This is a genomic window from Vibrio splendidus (assembly GCF_002873455.1).
Lineage (GTDB): Bacteria > Pseudomonadota > Gammaproteobacteria > Enterobacterales > Vibrionaceae > Vibrio > Vibrio splendidus_J.
Genome location: NZ_MCUN01000052.1, coordinates 119,514 through 139,485 on the forward strand (window position 1 = coordinate 119,514; position 19,972 = coordinate 139,485).

Here is a 19,972-nt window from a genome sequence, read left to right on the forward strand (position 1 = left end):
TATGGCTTCAACAAGCTGATGAGTTCACAAGTTTAGTGAATTAAGTTTAAGAGAGGCTGACATGATTCAACGTATTAAATATAGATTAACAGGAGCTCCAACACCCATGGCAGGGTTAGCACTCGCAATTGCAAGCTTAGGTTGGTGTTGGGATGGTGTTTTAGTCGCACAAGGTATTTTACACACTCCAGGCTTAGTGCAGTGGATCAGTGCAGGTATTGCTGCTGTATTACTTATTGTTTTAGCTGTGAAATTTTTGATTCACGGCCACTTATTACGTGAAGATCTTGCTCATCCTGTTGTCGGCAGTGTTGTACCTACATTCGCGATGGGTTGTATGGTGGTGTCTGCTTCGTTGGCCCCAATCTCTCAGTTTCTGCAAGAAGCAATGTGGCTAGCTTCAGTTGCTTTACATGTCGTGTTCTTGGTGAGCTTCTTATACCACAGAGCTAAAAACTTTGAGATTCACCACATGGTGCCAAGCTGGTTTGTGCCACCAATCGGTGTTATCGTGGCAGACGTTTCTTTTTCCGGTAATCCGATCTTAGAACCCGTTGCCCACGCGACTTTAGTCTTTGGCTTAATCGTTTATGCCGTAATGCTACCTCTCATGATCTACCGTTTGATCTTCTCTCATGAAGTGCCTGACGCAGCAAAACCAACGATTGCGATTATGGCGGCACCAGCAAGTCTGTCTTTAGCGGGCTACTTAACTGTTACCGCAACACCTTCGCCAGTGATTATTGGGTTGTTGTTTGGTATCGCAGTATTAATGACGTTCATTATCTATGTGGCGTTTTTCAAACTACTTCGCCTGCCTTTCAGCCCAGGTTATGCGGCGTTTACCTTCCCTATCGTTATTGGTGCGACCGCTTTGTTTAAATTGGCAGCTTGGATGCAAACCGTCGGGGTGGAAGATTATTACATTAAACAAGTATTCAACTTAGCGTATTTAGAATTGATTGTGGCAACGTTTGTGGTGGGTTATGTGGCGGTTCGTTACTACATGAATTACAAACCTCACCGTGTTTTAGGCGCGGTAGCAGGTAGATTGTAAGTAGCGATAGTTCAAAAGATAAACGGACCTTAAGTTTTCAGGATTTCATAAGCTTATATTCCTAATCCAAACTCGGCACTTATGCTAATCTGGCTTTATATTGTGGCAAGATTAGCGTGAGTGCACTTTGTTTACTGTTTACCATTCCAATAAAGTCGATACTTTAAAAATCCTTCTCGTTCACTTAATCAAAAGTGACCCTTTAGCCAATCCTTTCGAAAAAGAGCAGATCTTGGTTCAGAGCCCAGGTATGTCTCAATGGCTTAAGATGGAACTCGCCAAAGAGTTTGGTGTAGCAGCAAATATAGACTTTCCTCTTCCAGCAACCTTCATTTGGGATATGTTTACCCAAGTGCTTCCTGATGTCCCTAAACGCAGTGCGTTTAACAAAGAAGCAATGACGTGGAAGCTGATGAGTTTGCTACCCGCTAAGCTTGACCACCCTGATTTTCTTCCTTTACAGCGCTATCTTGAAAACGACGAAGATGATTCGAAGTTGTACCAATTGGCAGAGAAAATTGCCGACATCTTCGATGGTTACTTGGTGTATCGACCGGAGTGGATGGCGATGTGGGAAGTGGGAGAGCCCGTTGCTGAGTTGGTCGATGATGAAGGGCTGCAAGAGCACCCTTGGCAACCGATTTTGTGGCAAGCACTCTATGAGCAAACCCTGTCTCAAGGCCAATCAAAATACCACCGTGGCAATTTGTACCACGACTTCATTGAAGCGCTAGCTAATCAACAAGGCCAATTGCAGCATCTGCCTAAACGCTTATTTGTGTTTGGTATTTCTTCGTTGCCACCTCGTTACATGGATGCGTTGAAAGCACTCGGTGAGCAGATTGATGTGCACTTGATGTTTACCAACCCTTGTCAGCATTACTGGGGCGATATCCGCGACCGTAAATATTTGGCAAGAGTTGAAGCCCAGCGTCGTAAACAGTTTGCTCTGGTTGATGGTTTACCTGAATTGGAAGGTGAAGCTTCACCATTGAAAGATGGCATTGAGGCCAACATTGAAGACGAACTACACACCAGCCAAGCTGTCGGGAATAGCTTGTTGGCTTCTATGGGTAAATTAGGCAGGGATAACCTGTTCTTATTATCTCAATCAGACAGTGAAGAGCACGAGTTCTTTATTGGTGTTGAGAGGGACAACCTGCTGCATCAACTGCAAGCCGATATTCTCCAGTTAGAAGAGCATCAAGACGACCACATATTAGATTCCAGCAACCATAAACAGGTGGTTGAGCTTGGCGATCGCTCTCTAACCGTGCACGCTTGTCACAGCCCAATGCGCGAGGTGGAAGTCCTCCACGACCAACTGTTGGCAATGTTTGATGCAGACCCGACACTGAAACCACGCGATATCATCGTGATGGTGTCTGACATTAATGCTTATAGCCCAGCGATTCAGGCGGTATTTGGTAACGCTCCGGGTGAGCGTTATATCCCTTACTCGATCTCTGATAGAACCGCAGACCAAGAAAGCCCAATCTTGACCGCCTTCATGCAGTTGGTCGCGCTACCGAGCACGCGCTGTTTAGCCTCTGAATTGTTAGAGCTATTAGAAATTCCAGCGATGATGGCACGCTTTGGTATCGATGAATTTCAATTCGAGCAAGCTAAGCAGTGGGTTGAAGAAGCGGGTATTCGTTGGGGCGTCGACTCGTCTACCGCAACGGAGTTTGACTTGCCTGCTACTGAGCAAAATACCTGGCTCTTTGGTGTCCAGCGAATGCTACTGGGTTATGCGATGTCAGACTCTGCAGGTTTGTTTGAAACCGAACACTCCCCGATTGCCGCTTATAACGAAGTTCAAGGCATTAACGCCGAACTTGCAGGTAAGTTAGCGCACTTTATTGATCGTATTGCCCATTACCGTCAACGCTTAACTGAAACACAATCTATCGATATGTGGCGTGAAACCTTGCTGCAAATGATTGATGATTTCTTTGCGGTTGAACTGGAAGGCGAGGTGGTGCTCAAATCGATTCGCGATGCACTTTCGCAACTGAATGAACAGCTTGATGATGCCTTGTATGAACAAGAGTTGTCGCCAAGCATTATCTACCAGTACCTCAATAATAAGTTATCTGGCGCGCGTATTAGCCAGCGATTCTTAGCTGGCCAAGTTAACTTTTGTACCTTGATGCCGATGCGTTCTATTCCGTTCAAAACCGTCTGCTTGTTAGGTATGAATGATGGTGTTTATCCTCGCTCAATGCCACCAGAAGGTTTTGATCTAATGAACGGACGCACTCGTCCGGGTGACCGTTCTCGTCGTGATGATGACCGCTATCTATTCTTAGAGGCGATGTTGTCAGCACAAGAGTGCTTATACATAAGCTATGTCGGCCGTTCGATTCAAGATAATACCGAGCGAGTGCCGTCGGTATTGGTTTCAGAGTTAATTGAGTACTGCCAACAGAACTACTGCTTAAGTGAAGACCAATCACTACCAAGTGATGATTCAGGTATCAAGCTGACTCAAGCGATCAGCTTTGAACACACCATGACACCGTTCAGCCCTGCGGCGTTTACTCAAGGTGACGTAAGCCATGTATTGAGTTACGCCAAAGAGTGGCTTCCTGCGGCTAACCGTTCCGGTGAACGCAGTGGTGAATTCAACCGTGCATTGGATGACTATTTGCTGGGTGCAACGTATCCGTTGGAACTGGATCTGGTTGAACTTCAACGTTTCTGGCGCTTACCCGTTCAGTACTTCTTTAATCGTCGCCTAAAAGTGGTGTTTGAACCGCCACTTCCTGTGATGGAAGATGACGAACCGTTCGTACTTAATGGTTTAGAGAGTTTCCAACTTAAGGATGCTTTGCTGCAAGTGTTGCTGGACCACCCTGAAGGTGCAGACGAAGCGGTTCGATTATTTGTCTCTGAGCAAAAAGCACAGGGCCGATTACCGGTCGGCGCCTTTGGTGATATTGAATTTGAAACCAATCGTGTTCAAGCGGAAGACTTAGCTAAAGAGATTCGATTTGTGAGCGGATCACCGCAACAAGATCTCGAAGTGAATATCGAATTTGATGTGTTAGGCGAAGGCAAACCTGTTCGTTTGATGGGTTGGTTAACTCAAAACTATCAATCAGGTCTAGTTCGTTTCCGTAGCGGAAAAATACGCTCTCAAGATTATTTGGCAGCATGGATTGATCACTTGTGTTGTGCGGTAATGGGACACGGAAAAACGACCCATATTATTGGCTACGACAGAAAAGAGGGCGTAGTTCACCAAACGTTACAACCTATCGGCGATGCGCAGCAGGCGAAGAGTTTGCTGGCTGAGTTAGTACGATTGTTTTATCAAGGCATGACAGCACCACTTCCTTATTTCCCGAAAACCGCATTGGCTGGCGTTGAGGCTGGTTTTAGCCGTGGTAAGTGGGTTGATGACGAAGAAAGGTCACTTAAGAAAATGGCCGATACCTTTAATGACAGCTTCGCCTTTACGGGCGAGGGCAGAGATACTTACATCAATCGAATCTGGCCTAAATGGGACGATGAATTGGCTGCTGAGTCGCGAATGTATTCGACACTTGTGCTGCAGGCCGCAAGACTCGCCGCTGCCGATCTTGAAGATCAGGAATAATCGGCAGTGATCAGCAAGATCACCAACAATATGCTTATCAAAGAGATACGCTTGAATAAAAATATGGAAAATAAAGAGTTAGATGTAAATTTGGTGTGCAGGGCTTATAAAATGACGAGAGGAAGTCGTTTATGAGGAATCAAGGTACAGGAAATAAAGTGGCCGCCAGTAAATCATTATTAGTGTAGGGCGTTCGCTGTACGGCCACAGGTCAGAGGGACCATTATTCTGTGGTTCAAAGTAACGCATGAGTATAAAACTCGTAGGCGCTCCTGAACTCGTGGGCGCATAGTAGCGAGGCGATCTGAATTGATCCGTGAGAGAGATCGCACTAACTATTAACAAATTGGCGTAGGACGTAAATTGAATGACATTTTCTACGCTAGGTCACATTTGTAACAACACATTTATCAGAAGGCAGTAAGGCATGACGACTACAAGCAGTGCTCAGGTAATCGTTCCACAAACACTTGATACCATGACGTTTCCACTTCATGGCGCGCGTTTAATTGAAGCATCAGCGGGTACGGGTAAAACATTTACTATTGCTGGCTTGTATTTGCGCTTACTGCTTGGGCACGGCACTGATGCGCCGCAAGGCGATCTGGCGGAAGCTACTCGACATCATGAGCCGTTGACCGTAGATCAAATCTTGGTTGTGACCTTTACTGAAGCGGCAACGGCAGAGTTGCGCGATCGTATTCGTGCTCGAATTCATGATGCTCGTATTGCGTTTGCACGTGGGCAAAGTGACGACCCAGTGATTGCTCCTTTGTTACAAGCCATCGATGATCATGCTGGCGCGGCGAAAACTCTGCTCAATGCCGAAAGACAAATGGATGAAGCGGCGGTCTACACCATTCATGGCTTCTGTCAGCGCATGTTGACCCAAAATGCCTTCGAGTCTGGAAGCCGTTTTGATAATGAATTTGTGACCGATGAAAGCCATCTGAAAGCGCAAGTGGTTGCCGACTATTGGCGTAAACAGTTTTACCCGCTGCCGATTCAACTGGCAGGTGAGGTCCGTAATATTTGGGGCTCCCCTGCTGCGTTATTGGCTGACGTAAATCGTTACCTGACCGGATCTCCGCTCAAGTTGACGGTAGATGCGATGTCGGGCGACTTGCAAACTCTGCACAACCAGAACTTAGATAAAGTGAAGCAGCTTAAAGCGCTGTGGTGTGAATCTGAAGCGGACTTTTTGGCTTTGATTTCAGGTTCAGATGTGAACAAGCGCAGCTACACCAAGAAGTCTTTGCCGACATGGTTAGAAGCGGTAACAGCATGGGCGCAGAGCGACACCCATGATTACCAGTTCCCAGATAAATTAGAGAAATTCTCTCAAGCCACTCTAATTGAAAAAACACCGAAAGGCACGGCTCCTCAGCACGCCGTTTTCGAAGCGATTGAGGAGTTCTTAAATTCTCCTGCAGACCTGAAAGCCCCCTTGTTGGCACATGCGATTACTCATTGTCGAACCATGTTAGCCAAAGCTAAACAACAAAAGCAGTGGTTATCGTTTGATGATTTGCTGACTCAGTTATCCGCGTCCATTGATGTGGATGAGCAATCACTGTTGGTGGAGAGGATCCGCACCTTATACCCAGTGGCGATGATTGATGAATTCCAAGATACCGACCCGCTGCAATACAGTATTTTTAGCCGAATCTATTTAGATAACCCGCAATGTGGCCTGTTTATGATCGGTGACCCGAAGCAGGCTATCTATGGCTTCCGCGGTGCAGATATCTTTACCTATATCAAGGCGAGAAACCAAGTTAGTGCTCACTATACGTTAGGCACTAATTGGCGTTCGAGTGCTGATATGGTCAGCGCGGTAAACCAAGTGTTTATGAATTCGGATAGCCCGTTTATCTACGATCAAGACATTCCATTTTTGCCTGTTGCTGCGAGTCCATCGGCCGATAAACGCCAATGGCTGATGAATGGTCAAACTCAGCACGCACTGACCTTTTGGCTGCAAGATGCTGAAGATAAGCCCTTACCGAAAGGCGAATATCACAAGGCTATGGCTGAGGCGACTGGGAGTCAAATTCAAACCATTCTGACCGCTTCTCAAAACCAGCAAGCCTATTTTGATAACGGTAAAAAACAACATGCGGTGAATGCGGGTGATATTGCTGTCTTGGTTCGAACCGGTAGTGAAGGTCGCCTGATTAAGAACGCGTTGTCGGAACAAGGCATTGCGAGTGTCTATCTGTCGAACCGAGACAGTGTGTTTACCAGCTTGGTCGCGCAAGATATTCAACGCCTGCTACAAGCGGTGCTGACACCTGAAAACGACCGTGCATTGCGTGCGAGTTTAGCGTCGGAATTGTTTGCTCTGGATGCGGCCTCATTGGACGAACTCAACAACGATGAAGTGGTTTGGGAAAACGTCGTTAACGAATTTCGAGAATATCGCAAGTTGTGGCTGCAACGTGGCGTATTACCAATGCTTCGCAGCGTGATCAGTAAACGACATCTCGCGGAACGCTTACTAGAAGAAGAAAATGGTGAGCGCTCACTTACTGATTTGATGCACATTGGCGAATTGCTGCAACAAGCTAGGCAGGATCTCGACAGCGACTATGGCTTGTTGCGTTGGTTGGCAGAAGCGATTTCCGATGCGCAAAATGGTTTAGGTGGCAGTGAAGACGACATTCAACGCCTTGAATCAGAAAGAAACTTAGTTCAAATCGTCACTATTCATAAATCGAAAGGTTTGGAATATGACCTAGTATTCCTGCCGTTCGTGGCGAGCTACCGTGAAGCGAGTGAAGGTAAGTTCTACGATCACGACTCAGATACCACAGTGCTTGATATTACGGGTAGCGATAGTGCCTTAGCGCAAGCCGACAAAGAGCGATTGGCGGAAGACTTACGTTTGATTTATGTAGCGTTGACTCGTGCGGTTTATGGCTGTTTTATTGGTATGGCTCCTTTACGTAAAGGGCGCTCCACCAAAGAGCCAACTGGCGTTCACTTAAGTGCCATGGGCTACTTGGTTCAAAACGGACAAGAGCAAGGTATTGCTGAGTTGAATCAAGCTTTGTCAGCGATTGAGGGTAAGAATTCAAGCGTACTACTGTCTGAAACGCCTACCGCTCACGAACAAGTTTTTGTGCAAACAGAGCAAGTGAGTGACGACTTACAGGCCAGTGAACTCAAGGCTTCAATTGACCGAGCTTGGCGCATTACCAGTTACTCAGGGTTAGTAAAACAGGGCAGTCACGGCGCGAGTCATGATGCGACCATTGAGGTTTCTGGTTTTGATATTGATTCGGCTGACGAACAAGACGAGTCGGAATTGATTGAGCCTGAACGTTCTATATTCACGTTCCCTCGCGGTGCTCGCCCAGGTACCTTCTTACATACCTTGTTTGAGGATGTTGAATTTACCGAACCAGCAACCAGCGAACATAACACGCAAGTAATCACTCACTTATTAGAGTCGGAGCAATACGAACTAGAGTGGTTACCGGTGCTTCAACAGCTTGTCGATACGGTGTTGAACACCGCGTTGGATGGCAAAAATCTAAAGCTGAGTGAGAAAGACTCAACGCAACGATTAGTTGAGATGGAGTTCTTATTACCGATCGAAGTGCTCGCTGCATCTGAATTGAATCAAACCATTCAGTACCATGATCCGCTATCAGCAAAAGCGGGTGATCTAGGCTTCCAAACCGTGCAAGGCATGTTGAAAGGTTTCATCGATTTAGTGTTTGAGCATCAAGGTAAATATTATGTACTCGATTGGAAATCGAACCATCTAGGTGATGACGTTGCTGTCTACCATGGTGAAGCATTGAAATCGGCGATGGCCGACCACCGTTACGATCTGCAATATCAAATATATGCGTTGGCTTTGCATCGCTTCTTACGCAGCCGCGTTGCCGATTACAGCTATGAGCAGCATTTTGGTGGGGTTTATTACTTGTTTTTAAGAGGAATGGACGGCCAATCTCAACAAGGTATTTTCTCGGCTAAACCTACATTGGCTTTGCTCGATGAAATGGATCAATTGATTGACGGTAAAGTGATAGACAGACGTTCAGCTCAATTGAATGACGATGAAACTGGACAGATGGGGCTTCTATAATGACAACAACGACCATTAATACCAGCATAGAAACAGCGAACTCTGTTAAGCCAGTTTCACTTATCCCTGAGCAGCTCATGGATGTACTCAAGTTCTTTGCTGACAAGGGTTCGATTCGCCAATTGGATTATCAGTTTGCTCGTTTTATTACTCAACAAGCGACGAGTCACCCTCAAGAGATCGGCTTTCTAGCTGGGGTGGTGAGCCATGAATTAGGCAAGGGGCATATCTGTACTCAGCTTATACAGCAGCATACGGTAGGCCCTGAACAAACGGCGGATCTTGCTCAGTTACTTGGGTTGTACGGTGAAACGGCACTGCAACTGAATCAAAAGTTATTAGGTATTGATTGGGTGGCGGTACTTCAATCGTCAAACCTAGTTGGCACAACGAATGATTGCGTTAAGCCGCTGATGTTTGATGGACAGCGAGTTTATTTACAGCGCTATTGGAACTACGAAGTTGTGTTGGCTGAAACGTTAAACCGTTTAAGTAAGCCAGTAGAGTTCAATATTGAACAGAAAAAAGCGCTGACTGAAACGTTGAATCAGTTATTCGCACGCAGTTACCATTTTCTGTTTAATGCCTTAACAAAGGCTGAAGCAAACCAACAAACGTCTCAGGTGTTGCGTCAGCAGTTAGTGTGTGACCATCTAGATATCGTCGATGAACAGGCTTTGGATTGGGGTTCTATCGATCAAGCGATTGTTCAAGCAAAACAAGTGACCGATTTAGATGTGCTGGATAGTCTAGTGCCGTTATCTGTCTGTTTGAATTGGCAAAAAGTAGCGGCAGCGGTGGCGTTAAGTCGTCGCTTCGCGGTGATTTCTGGCGGGCCAGGTACGGGTAAAACGACCACGGTAACTAAGTTGCTTTCGGCTATGGTCGATCAATCACTAAGCCAAGGCAAAACACCGACGATTAAGTTGGTGGCACCGACAGGTAAAGCGGCAGCGCGTTTAACCGAGTCGATTGGTAAAGCGATAGAACAACTGCCTCTAGCTCCTGAAGTAAAAGCCAACATACCAACTGAATCGAGCACCTTGCACAGACTGCTCGGCGCGATTCCTAATCGAGCAGAGTTTAGACACAACCGACGCAATCCACTTCACCTTGATATCTTGGTGGTGGATGAAGCATCGATGGTCGACTTATCCATGATGTATAAGCTGGTGGATGCACTCCCTGAACACGCAAGACTGATTCTGCTAGGGGATAAAGATCAGCTCGCTTCAGTAGAGGCCGGTGCTGTGTTGGGTGATGTTTGCTCTTTTAATTCAACTGGCTACAGCGCAGCGCAAGGTAATTTGATTGCGGAAATGACAGGCTTTGACACGATAGCTACACCAAGACAAGTTAAAGCCGGTTCGGCTAACCCTCCTGCGATTGCGGATAGCTTGTGTATGCTGCAGAAAAGTTACCGTTTCGATGCGCGCTCAGGTATCGGGCAACTGGCAAAAGCGATCAATAACGGCTCTGCTAATCAGGTCGATCAAGTGCTTACGAAAGGGTTTGGAGACATTGAAAACCACCCGCTGTCGAGCGACAGCTATAACTTGATGTTGCGCACGTTGGTCAATGAGTATGGTGCGTACCTGAACCGAATGAATGTACCGTTAGAAGAATTAGAGACCCAAGACGCGAGAGCGAAATCAGTGCTCGACCTGTTCAGCCAATGCCGATTGTTGTGTTCAATTCGTGAGGGGGACTTTGGTGTTAAAGGCCTCAACCATCGAATCGAAAGGGCGCTTTCTGCAAGACGATTAGTGAACCCACACAACGATGAATTGTGGTATCACGGGCGACCAGTAATGGTAACGCGCAATGATCATGGCTTAGGTTTGTACAATGGTGATATTGGTATCTGTATGCTCGAAGCCGATTCAACGACTTTAGAGTCAAATAGTGCGAATTCCGCACCTCGACTAAAGGTGTATTTTGAGTTGCCCGATGGCAGTGTGAAAGCTGTGCTTCCAAGTAGAGTACCCGATCATGAGACCGCTTATGCGATGACGATACACAAATCTCAGGGTAGTGAATTTGATCTGACCTTAATGATATTGCCGCCAGATTTCAGTCCAATTCTAACGCGAGAGCTGATCTATACCGGTATAACGCGCGCCAAGAAACGACTGATGATGTTCAATGATACCAATGTATTGAAGCGTGGGATTAAGGTCAAAACAGAGAGGGTTAGTGGTTTAGAGAGTCGGTTAAGTAATTAATTGTATTTGGTTTTTATAGAGTATTGCGATAGGTAAAATTGAGATGTCGTAGGGGACAGAAGCGTACACATAAAGCAACCATCCCTGGTTGCTTTGAACGTTATTAAGATTCTTCGCTTAAAAACGCTCGAGTAAACGATATTTGGTTTATCTTGTATTTTGCTTGGCAATTCAAAATAAACTCTTTTAGATTCTCGCTAACAGGGAACACGCAGTGTACGTCTAGCCCTTCTAAGAATTGGTTATCAGCCATATCCCAAAAACTTTGCAGCGAGTTACAAACAATGGTTCTCATATCAATGTTGCTCTTTTTGCTGTTTATATTAACGAGCAGAGCTAATGGTTAGCGTGCTGACCGTCAACGGGTATAGCAATCCGTGCAGTGACCATCTCAATGAGTTCGATATGACTATCGAGATGGCAATTCCAATAAAAACATTTGTCAATATTCATAAAACGTGCAAATTCTATACAATTATTGCTGTGAGTGAAAGTGCATATTTGATAAATCTCATATAGTAAACGATTACATTTTCAATTAATTTTCGATCAAAGTGGGATTTTTCTCCAAAACTTTAATTATACGTTCAATGCTAAGATCTTTGAGTTTCTCTGATAGTTGTACAGACCTTGTTTTTCCATCGGCAACTCGTCCACGCCTATCTCGTAAAAACCTTGTTCGCGGAACCAGTGAAGACTGTGTGTAGTAAGGACAAAGATTTGGTCGATATCACGAGATTTGGACTGATGACGCATGTAATCAAGTAGTAGCTGGCCACGGTTTCCATCGCGATAGTCAGGGTGGATAGCAACACAGGCCATTTCTGCCATGTGATCTTCTGGATAAGCATATAGCGCAGCGCAACCAATAATTAGTCCGTCTTTTTCGATAATGGTAAAGCGATGGATCTCTTGTTCTAGTTGCTCTCTTGAACGACGAACGAGAATGCCTTGCTCTTCCAGTGGGCGAATGAGGTCAAAGATGCCACCGATGTCATCAATCTGAGCTTGTCTTACTTGCTCAGCACTCGCCATCACCACTTGGGTACCAATACCATCGAAGGAGAACAGTTCTTGGATTAATGCGCCATCCACTTTGTAGCTGATTAAGTGGCAACGAGGAACACCGGCACGACAAGCAGAGATAGCTCCTTTTAAGAAGCGCAGTGTTCCTGTGCTCATATCTTCTTTAGGGTTCTGAGATTCCGTTAAGCGTTCTAGAATTTGTTTCGCGTCTTTAGGGAAAAGTTCGGCGAGTACATTGCCGCTTTCATCGGTTACCCCTTGCTCCGAGCAAAAACCAATAAGTTTGTCGGCCTTTAGACGAATAGCAACTTGGGTTGCGACCTCTTCAGAAAGCAGGTTAAAGCTCTCGCCAGTCACGGAGCTAGCAATAGGTCCAAGAAGGACGATGGAACCTTGGTCGAGTGTGCGATTAATCCCTTCGATGTCTATTCGACGAATGCGTCCGCTGTGGCAGTAATCCGTGCCATCATCGACACCTAGCGGTTGAGCTGTAATGAAGTTACCACTCATCACATTGAGCTGAGTACCTGCCATTGGGGTGTTGTTAAGGCTCATTGAAAGACGAGCTGTGATAGCCAGTTGTAGTTGGCCAGCAGCCTGCATCGCTACACCTAAAGAATATTCGTCAGTGACCCTAATATTCTTATGGTAAGGCGTGTGACAATCTTGTCTTGCTAATAGTTGGTTGATCTGTGGTCTTGCTCCGTGAACGAGAACAATCTTTACCCCTAGACTGTGGAGTAAGGCTATATCATTAATAATATTGCCAAAATTCCTATCGGCAACGGCTTCGCCTCCAAGCATAATAACCATGGTTTTGCCACGGTGAGCATTCACGTAAGGGGTTGATTGTCTGAAACCTTTTACTAGCGCTGTACTTCTTAATTTCACAGAACAAGTCCATTTGTGTTTATTTATTCGTTAATTTAGCATTTAAATTCAAAAATAAACAACACCTTTTTTGGAATAAAGCGCAAACTATTCTCATCTAGGGTTCATTATATAAACTGTCTCAGTGTAGAATGCACATAGCATCTTTATGAGTCGTAACCGAATGCAACAAGCTCCAGCAACAAAGAACAAGATCGATGAGATTACCCAAGGCCTCTACAGTGAAGCTGAGCAACGCAATCAATCTAAGTTGAAGCGTAAGATTATTGAACGTTGTTTAATGGTTTTAGCTTTGGTGGGATCGTTTGCTGTGGTTTCCTTGTTCGGCGATGTACTTTCCCGAGTACAAGATGCGGCGACACCCGACAATCTGATATACGGCACTTGGGTAGAGCAGGACGTTGCACATTATGCGACGGACGAGTTTCGTCTAAATGCTAATGGAGTGTCAGTGCGTGGGTCTGTTGTTTCGACGAGCTTTGACTTTGATGGTAACTACTTCGAATATAAAGCGGGTGATAAAACCTATCGCTTCCGTATGACCAATTCTGACAACACAGAAATGGTGCTCGATTCTGATAATCACTACAATCCCGTCTTCCGCCTTAAAGGCCATATAGAGAACTCAGTCCGATAGGTTATCTTATTGTAAACTCTTACAATCTACGATTGTGTTATCTAACCGTTTTTGTCATCCTCGATGCATAGAATTTTTAGGATGACTCTTGTGATTAAAAAATGGCTTCCCCTTGTCGCTGCCTCTTTCTTATTTGGCTGTGCTCAACCGACTGATCTTGCTCAACAACACCTTGATGACGAATTTCCCCGCACCTTAAATAAGGTCGATCAGGTTGAATCCAATAAACCAAGAGACTACACCGCATTTGCAGAGCAAGCTGAAATGGTGGTTTCTAAATCCCCTTCGATGGCTAAAATCTATGAGCCGCTTTATCAGCAACTCAATGAGTGGGCGATGCAAAGTGGAGATCCAAGCAAGCTCGCTAACTTTGGCGTTCAAACAGCTCAACTTGGTGGTGGTGATAAGCAAGGCAATGTTTTGTTCACGGGGTACTTTTCTCCTGTAATGGAGCTACGCCACGAAGCGAGTGAAGAATACCGTTTCCCTGTTTATGGACTTCCTGAGTGTGACAAAGAGTGTCCAACACGCGAAGAGATCTACAACGGCGCATTGGAAGGCCAGGGCCTTGAGCTAGGTTACTCGGCGAACCGTATCGATCCATTTATGATGGAAGTGCAGGGCAGTGGGTTCGTGCATTTCGGTGATGACGATACGTTGCAGTATTTCGCATACGCGGGTAAAAATAATAAAGCTTATGTGAGCATTGGCCGTGTTTTGATCGAGCGAGGCTTAGTCCCACGCGAAAAAATGTCATTGAAAGCAATCAAAGAGTGGGTGTTGGCAAACGATCCTGAAGTGGTAAAAGAGCTGCTTGAGCAAAACCCATCATTCGTTTTCTTTAGCGCGAGAGAGGATCTATCCGTAATGGGCAGCGCTGGCATTCCTCTATTACCTATGGCAGCAGTCGCGGGTGATCGCTCTATATTGCCTATGGGGACGCCAATTCTGGCTGAGGTTCCATTACTGAATGCAGACGGTACTTGGAGCGGTGCGCACCAGCTAAGACTGTTACTGGTTTTGGATACCGGTGGCGCAGTTAAGCAGAACCATTTGGATCTCTACCACGGTATGGGGCCAAGAGCGGGAACTGAAGCGGGTCATTACAAGCATTTTGGTCGTGTATGGAAGCTTGGCTTAGATGGCAGTGCAACCGAAGCACCTTGGGCTTTGCCTCCTGAGAAGGTCGAGTAAACAACAATAAAATGGGGCATTGAAAGCGAATCGCTAATCCCCTAGACTTTTAATTCAAGAGTGCGTATAAAACGCACTCTTTTCTTTTTCTCAGAAATAAATTGGCGGCAACAATGCGTGAATTGACCACTCCAGCTTCAGAAAACTATGACCAACGATTTGGTGGCACTCGTCGCCTATATGGCAATAGTGAAGTCGACATACTTAGAGCTGCACATGTGTGTGTGATCGGTATTGGCGGTGTAGGTTCATGGGCTGTTGAAGCGCTTGCTCGTACTGGTTTAGGTGAGCTGACGTTGATCGATATGGATGACGTGTGCGTGACTAACATCAACCGTCAGATCCATGCAATGTCGGGCACCGTCGGTAAGAGCAAAATCGAAGTGATGGCAGAGCGCGTTAAGCTGATCAACTCTGAGTGTAAAGTGAACCTGATTGACGATTTTATCGGTCCTGACAATCAGGCTGAATACCTATCGAAAGAGTTCGATTTTGTGTTAGATGCGATTGATAGCATGAAAGCCAAGGCTTCGCTGTTGGCGTATTGTCGTAGCAACAAAATCAAAGTGATCACCACGGGTGGCGCGGGTGGGCAAGTCGACCCAACTCAAATTAAAGTGGCTGATCTGACTAAGACAATTCAAGATCCGCTCGCGAAGAAGCTTAAAGATACTTTACGTCGTCATCACAATTTTCCTAAGAATCCAGATCGTAAATTTGGTATTGATTGTGTGTTCTCTACTGAACAGCTTAAATACCCTCAAGCTGATGGTAGTGTATGTGCTGCGAAAGCGACTGCAGAAGGGCCAAAACGCATGGATTGTGCGACGGGTTTCGGCGCTGCGACAGTGGTCACCGCGACTTTTGGTTTTGTGGCTGTTTCTCGTATCGTAGAAAAGATCATTCAAAAGCACTCTAAGTAGTTCTCTATTGTTTGCTTAGAACACTAAACCATTGTTACCTGTACATTTAGTCATAATCTATTGGATATTAAAATGATGTCATTCCCAAGTTCTCCATTTGGTGCTGAAATTACCAGTGATGATATTGTCGCAAAAATGCAGACATTCAGCGGCTGGGAAGACCGTTATCGCCAAGTGATTCAATGGGGAAAGAAACTGCCCAACATGCCTGATGAGCTGAAGAGTGAGCAGGTTGTTGTGTCTGGTTGTGAAAGCCAAGTGTGGTTAGTTTCTCAGAACATCGATGGTGTTTGGTCTTTTTGTGCTGATTCTGATGCTCGTATTGTGCGCGGTCTGATTGCATTAGTGATGGCTGCGTATGATGGAAAAACATCAGAGCAGGTTCAAGCGTTTGATATTGATGGTTACTTTGAAAAAATCGGTTTAATTACTCACCTTAGCCCATCTCGCGGTAATGGATTAAAAGCGATTGTTGCTCAAATCCAAGAACTATGTGCTTAATATCTCTTAGGTACACAGAAACAAAAAGGGTTGACGCTAAACGCCAACCCTAAATAATTTCGCTACTCGTTATTATTTACTATCTAAAGCATATCAACGGCTTTTTCTATCGCAGCTATAAGCTTTTCAGCGTCATCCATGTTGTTGTAAATACCAAATGAGATCCGTACCGTTCCTTTCACATTAAGCGCATCCATTAATGGGTGAGCACAATGATGCCCTGCTCGTACTGCAATCCCTTGTTGATCCAACAGAGTTGCAATATCTTGGTGGTGAACGCCATCCATCACAAAGGTAATCACACTTGCGTTGGGTTGATACCCCAAAACCTGAATATCATCCAGTTTACTGAGTGCAATGTAGGTTTCGTGCTGTAGCTGGTGGATATGGCTTTCTACGTCTTGTTGCTCAAATGTCTCTAACCATTCGATTGCAGTACTCAAAGCTATCGCTCCGGCTACATTTGGCGTGCCTGCTTCAAATTTCCCCGGCAGTTCAGAGAATGTAGTGCCAGAGAACGAAACTCGCTCGACCATTTTGCCACCGCCATGCCAAGGTGGCATCGCTTCGAGCAATTCAAGCTTGCCGTAAAGCACACCGATACCTGCAGGGGCATAGAGCTTGTGCCCTGAGAATACGTAGAAATCCGCACCTAAAGATGAAACATCAACTGGCTCATGAACGATACCTTGTGCGCCATCGACCACAACAATCGCATTCATTTTGTGTGCTTTTTCTATGACAGCTTCAATCGGCTGACGAGAACCCGTGACATTGGTTATCTGAGCCAGAGCAACTATCTTGGTTCGTTCGGTTAAAAGCGTATCAAATGTAATTAAGTCAAATTCGTAATCTGATGTCATTGGTACTTTTACGACTTTAGCACCGGTTTGCTCAGCAACAATTTGCCAAGGTACGATATTGGCGTGATGCTCCATTTCGCTGACTAATATCTCATCGCCAGGTTGAAGCGTGCTTCTTGCGTAAGTTTGTGCGATCAGGTTAAGTGCTTCGGTTGCACCGCGAGTCCAAATAATCTCTTTTGACGATGTTGCGCCAATAAACTGAGCGACCTTGTCTCTTGCCGCTTCGAACTGACTGGTCGCGTTCGCTGTTAAGCTATGACTACCACGGTGAACATTGGCATTTTGCTTGGAGTAATATTGGCTAATGGCATCAATAACCACCTGAGGTTTTTGTGTCGTTGCCGCGCTGTCTAAATAAATCAACGGCTGTTGATTGATGGTTTGTGATAGCGCAGGAAACTGCTCTCGGATGTGATTGATATCAAGCATCTATTCTTACCTAAAATCTTGGGAATTGGTGCTAGCGTTGTGCTTAGCGGTATTGTTATTTTATCGCGACTTGTTAACCGTTGCTGACTAATCTTGATGATTCCAGCGATTTTCTTGCTCTTTGACTTGAGCGAACAGTCTTTGGTTAACGGGAACGTCTATATGATGCTTGAGTGCAGTCTTAATAAGGTAGCCGTTAATGAAGTCGATCTCTGTCTTACGTTGGTAAAACATATCTTGCTTCATAGATGAATTGTTCTGTGCCGTTGCTTGGATAACCTGTTTGACGCTTGTTTCCAATTCATCGAATGAACAAACGATCCTTTCGGCTTGCATAACCTGCGTGAGCTCTTTAACGATAGAACTCAAAATATCCTCAAACCTTTTATCTGCGAGTTCGCCATTCTTGATCTGTTCAAGGCCCGTGAGCGGGTTGATCGCACAATTGATGGCGAGCTTAGTCCAAAGCGCGGTTTCTATTTGTGGGTTCCAACGCACAGCAGGGAGAGCATCATCTAAGACATCAACTAAAAACGTACACTGTTGGCCAGTTTGGTTGAAAGCACCCAATTGAGTTTGGCCCAATCCTGTATGAGACACATTGTTGCGGTCGGGTTTGAATGCAGCTTGAGTAGTCGTCGCCAATATTATTGGGTAAGCATCAATTTGAGTGGCTATCTCATCAACCGCGCCCATTCCGTTATGCATGAACATAAGAATGGTGTCGGGATCGAGATGTTGAAGTAACGGAGTCGTGGCTTCTGCTACTTGCCAAGCTTTGACCGTGAAAATAACCAAGTCACTCGCTGATAGCTTTTCGATATTGTTGTTACTGAAGGAAAGGGAAGCTTGTCCATCAAGTGATAAGTCAATTGAGTTATCAGTGGAACGACTCCACAAAGACACATTATGACCAGCTTGAAGTAGTTTTATTGCCCATAAAGAGCCGATGGCCCCTGGCCCAACAATAGTGATGTTCACAGCAATACCGAGATAAGAAAGTGATGCTGCAAGGATAGCGAGGCATTAAATGAAAGCAATAAAAAATGGCACCCAAGGGTGCCATTTTATCTAATGAAGATTTAACTTGATTAGAAGTTGTACTGTAGACGGTAGATGATTAGATCTTGGTAATCTTCACGTGCTAGTTTGTTTACTGTGTAACGGTAAAGTACACCTGTTGACCAGTTTTGGTGGAAGTTCCAAAGTGCGTTGATGCTACCGTTTAGACCGTAGTCACCACCTTGAACTGCTGAATACTCATCGTTACGAGCGAATTCGTATTCACCCCAAGTTGAGAATGTGAAGTTTTGGCCAGCAATATCAGTATTGTAGTAACCAACCCAACCAGCCATACCACCGTTAGAACCGCTGATATCGCCAGAGTTAATTTGGTGTGCACCGATAAATGGTGTGAATGCCCAGCCGTCGCCGCTTAGACCTGTATAGCCAAGACCAAGAACACGGTTTTGCTCATGGAAACCGCTATCTGCATCAGTGTTGTAAACTTGTGCGTAAAGGCTAACTTTTGTATCCATTAGGTTGTAGTGGATAGTACCTTTAGTTGAAGCTCCGCGATCATCACCAGAACGATCAACACCTTCGTAGTCGTAGAAGCCGTAGATCTGCCCCCAATCAAATGCAGCGCCGCCTTCGATACCAATAACTGCTTGGTTACGATCAGAGATGTCGCCACCAAAGTTATCATCATCGTTACCAAAGCCTTGGTCCCAAACTTGGTAGTCAGCATACATGCTACCAAAGCCGTATAAGTATTCTGCTTGAGCAGGAATTGCTGTTGCTGCTGCAACGACGCCAAGAGCTAAAAGTGATTTACGCATAATGGAACTCTCTATGTTAAAAATGAATAACCCGCTAATCCGTGCGTGCTTATGATGTCCGAATGCCGAGCATAATAGCGATTTTGTTCTCAAATAAAAGTGAGACAGAGTGAAAACTATAATTATTATGGTGAGATTGGTCACACTAATGATCTAAATGATGGAACTTTAAGATATCAATGCATCTTGATGCACTACCAATTCTATTGGTTTTGTGAAATTTGATTATTTTGTGGATAAATTGGTGAAATACCGTCCTAAGCAAACGATTCCACTGAATAGAGTGACATGTATATCAAAATCAACAGTATTCCTTTCTAAGCATTTTCTTGTAAAAAATGACTAACTCAACCCAACTCTCAATCCTGTCTTTGATCTATTTTTAACAGAAAATGTGGGGATCTCTGGAAGTACTCCTGCGCTGAGTGATGTGAAATTTAAAGATTACGCTAATGGTATTTATGTGGCTGCGGGATCTTACTACGTGACGATTACTGTAGCAGGAGATCCATCTACTGTTGCGATTGATTCTGCGCCGGCAACTTTGGCTGATGGTGTTGTCTATCAAGTCGTGGCGATTGATGATTCGATGGGAACTGGCTTTAACTTAATTGTGAGTGATACAACAGATTAGCGTTTAAGTATCTGCTGGCAGAAAGTAAAAGAGGGTAGCCCA

General features: G+C 45.2%; 13 protein-coding genes and 1 pseudogene. 9 read left to right on the plus strand and 5 right to left on the minus strand.

Annotated features, from left to right (window positions below; genetic code table 11):
* Nucleotides 1-61: 61 nt before the first annotated feature.
* From BCU75_RS21730 to recD, 4 genes are all read left to right on the plus strand, one after another.
* Nucleotides 62-1,057 (plus strand): TDT family transporter, encoded by a 996-nt coding sequence (locus BCU75_RS21730; protein WP_198593444.1) that lies wholly within the window; start codon nucleotides 62-64, stop codon nucleotides 1,055-1,057.
* A gap of 127 nt (nucleotides 1,058-1,184) precedes the next feature.
* Nucleotides 1,185-4,661, plus strand: a complete 3,477-nt coding sequence (gene recC, locus BCU75_RS21735) for an exodeoxyribonuclease V subunit gamma (RefSeq protein ID WP_102475069.1) — start codon at nucleotides 1,185-1,187, stop codon at nucleotides 4,659-4,661.
* A 427-nt stretch (nucleotides 4,662-5,088) separates the two neighbouring features.
* Complete coding sequence (gene recB / locus BCU75_RS21740) at nucleotides 5,089-8,763, plus strand: exodeoxyribonuclease V subunit beta (RefSeq protein ID WP_102475070.1); 3,675 nt, start codon at nucleotides 5,089-5,091, stop codon at nucleotides 8,761-8,763.
* Nucleotides 8,763-10,988, plus strand: coding sequence for an exodeoxyribonuclease V subunit alpha (recD, locus tag BCU75_RS21745; protein WP_102475071.1), 2,226 nt, complete (start codon nucleotides 8,763-8,765; stop codon nucleotides 10,986-10,988). The genes recB and recD overlap by 1 nt, the downstream gene beginning before the upstream one ends.
* A gap of 103 nt (nucleotides 10,989-11,091) precedes the next feature.
* On the opposite strand, the gene BCU75_RS21750 is transcribed toward recD, so the two are convergent.
* Both BCU75_RS21750 and argA read right to left on the minus strand, forming a co-directional pair.
* Nucleotides 11,092-11,283 (minus strand): hypothetical protein, encoded by a 192-nt coding sequence (locus tag BCU75_RS21750; protein WP_076677900.1) that lies wholly within the window; start codon nucleotides 11,281-11,283, stop codon nucleotides 11,092-11,094.
* 284 nt (nucleotides 11,284-11,567) lie between these two features.
* The gene (argA, locus tag BCU75_RS21755) at nucleotides 11,568-12,905 is read right to left on the minus strand and encodes an amino-acid N-acetyltransferase (protein ID WP_076677902.1); all 1,338 of its coding nucleotides are present in this window, start codon (nucleotides 12,903-12,905) and stop codon (nucleotides 11,568-11,570) included.
* A gap of 163 nt (nucleotides 12,906-13,068) precedes the next feature.
* On the opposite strand from argA, the gene BCU75_RS21760 reads away from it, so the two are divergent.
* From BCU75_RS21760 to csdE, 4 genes are all read left to right on the plus strand, one after another.
* On the plus strand, nucleotides 13,069-13,542 hold the full coding sequence (locus BCU75_RS21760) for a DUF2850 domain-containing protein (protein ID WP_029405215.1): 474 nt from the start codon (nucleotides 13,069-13,071) through the stop codon (nucleotides 13,540-13,542).
* Between the two features lie 81 nt (nucleotides 13,543-13,623).
* The gene (gene mltA, locus BCU75_RS21765; RefSeq protein ID WP_102475072.1) at nucleotides 13,624-14,736 is read left to right on the plus strand and encodes a murein transglycosylase A; all 1,113 of its coding nucleotides are present in this window, start codon (nucleotides 13,624-13,626) and stop codon (nucleotides 14,734-14,736) included.
* A 113-nt stretch (nucleotides 14,737-14,849) separates the two neighbouring features.
* Complete coding sequence (gene tcdA / locus BCU75_RS21770) at nucleotides 14,850-15,659, plus strand: tRNA cyclic N6-threonylcarbamoyladenosine(37) synthase TcdA (protein WP_102475073.1); 810 nt, start codon at nucleotides 14,850-14,852, stop codon at nucleotides 15,657-15,659.
* A 72-nt stretch (nucleotides 15,660-15,731) separates the two neighbouring features.
* A complete protein-coding gene (csdE, locus tag BCU75_RS21775) occupies nucleotides 15,732-16,160 on the plus strand; it encodes a cysteine desulfurase sulfur acceptor subunit CsdE (RefSeq protein ID WP_102475074.1) in 429 nt (142 codons plus the stop codon).
* An 83-nt stretch (nucleotides 16,161-16,243) separates the two neighbouring features.
* Here csdE and csdA read toward each other — a convergent pair whose 3' ends face one another.
* The 3 genes from csdA to BCU75_RS21790 all read right to left on the minus strand — a co-directional run bounded on the left by csdA (nucleotide 16,244) and on the right by BCU75_RS21790 (nucleotide 19,296).
* Nucleotides 16,244-17,455, minus strand: coding sequence for a cysteine desulfurase CsdA (gene csdA, locus BCU75_RS21780; protein WP_102475075.1), 1,212 nt, complete (start codon nucleotides 17,453-17,455; stop codon nucleotides 16,244-16,246).
* A gap of 87 nt (nucleotides 17,456-17,542) precedes the next feature.
* Nucleotides 17,543-18,436, minus strand: a complete 894-nt coding sequence (panE, locus tag BCU75_RS21785; RefSeq protein ID WP_102465900.1) for a 2-dehydropantoate 2-reductase — start codon at nucleotides 18,434-18,436, stop codon at nucleotides 17,543-17,545.
* 110 nt (nucleotides 18,437-18,546) lie between these two features.
* Nucleotides 18,547-19,296, minus strand: coding sequence for an outer membrane protein OmpK (locus BCU75_RS21790; RefSeq protein WP_076677912.1), 750 nt, complete (start codon nucleotides 19,294-19,296; stop codon nucleotides 18,547-18,549).
* Nucleotides 19,297-19,669: 373 nt separating this feature from the next.
* Here BCU75_RS21790 and BCU75_RS21795 point away from each other — a divergent pair.
* A pseudogene (locus BCU75_RS21795) lies at nucleotides 19,670-19,930 on the plus strand (DUF4397 domain-containing protein); the annotation flags it as partial.
* Nucleotides 19,931-19,972 lie beyond the last annotated feature (42 nt).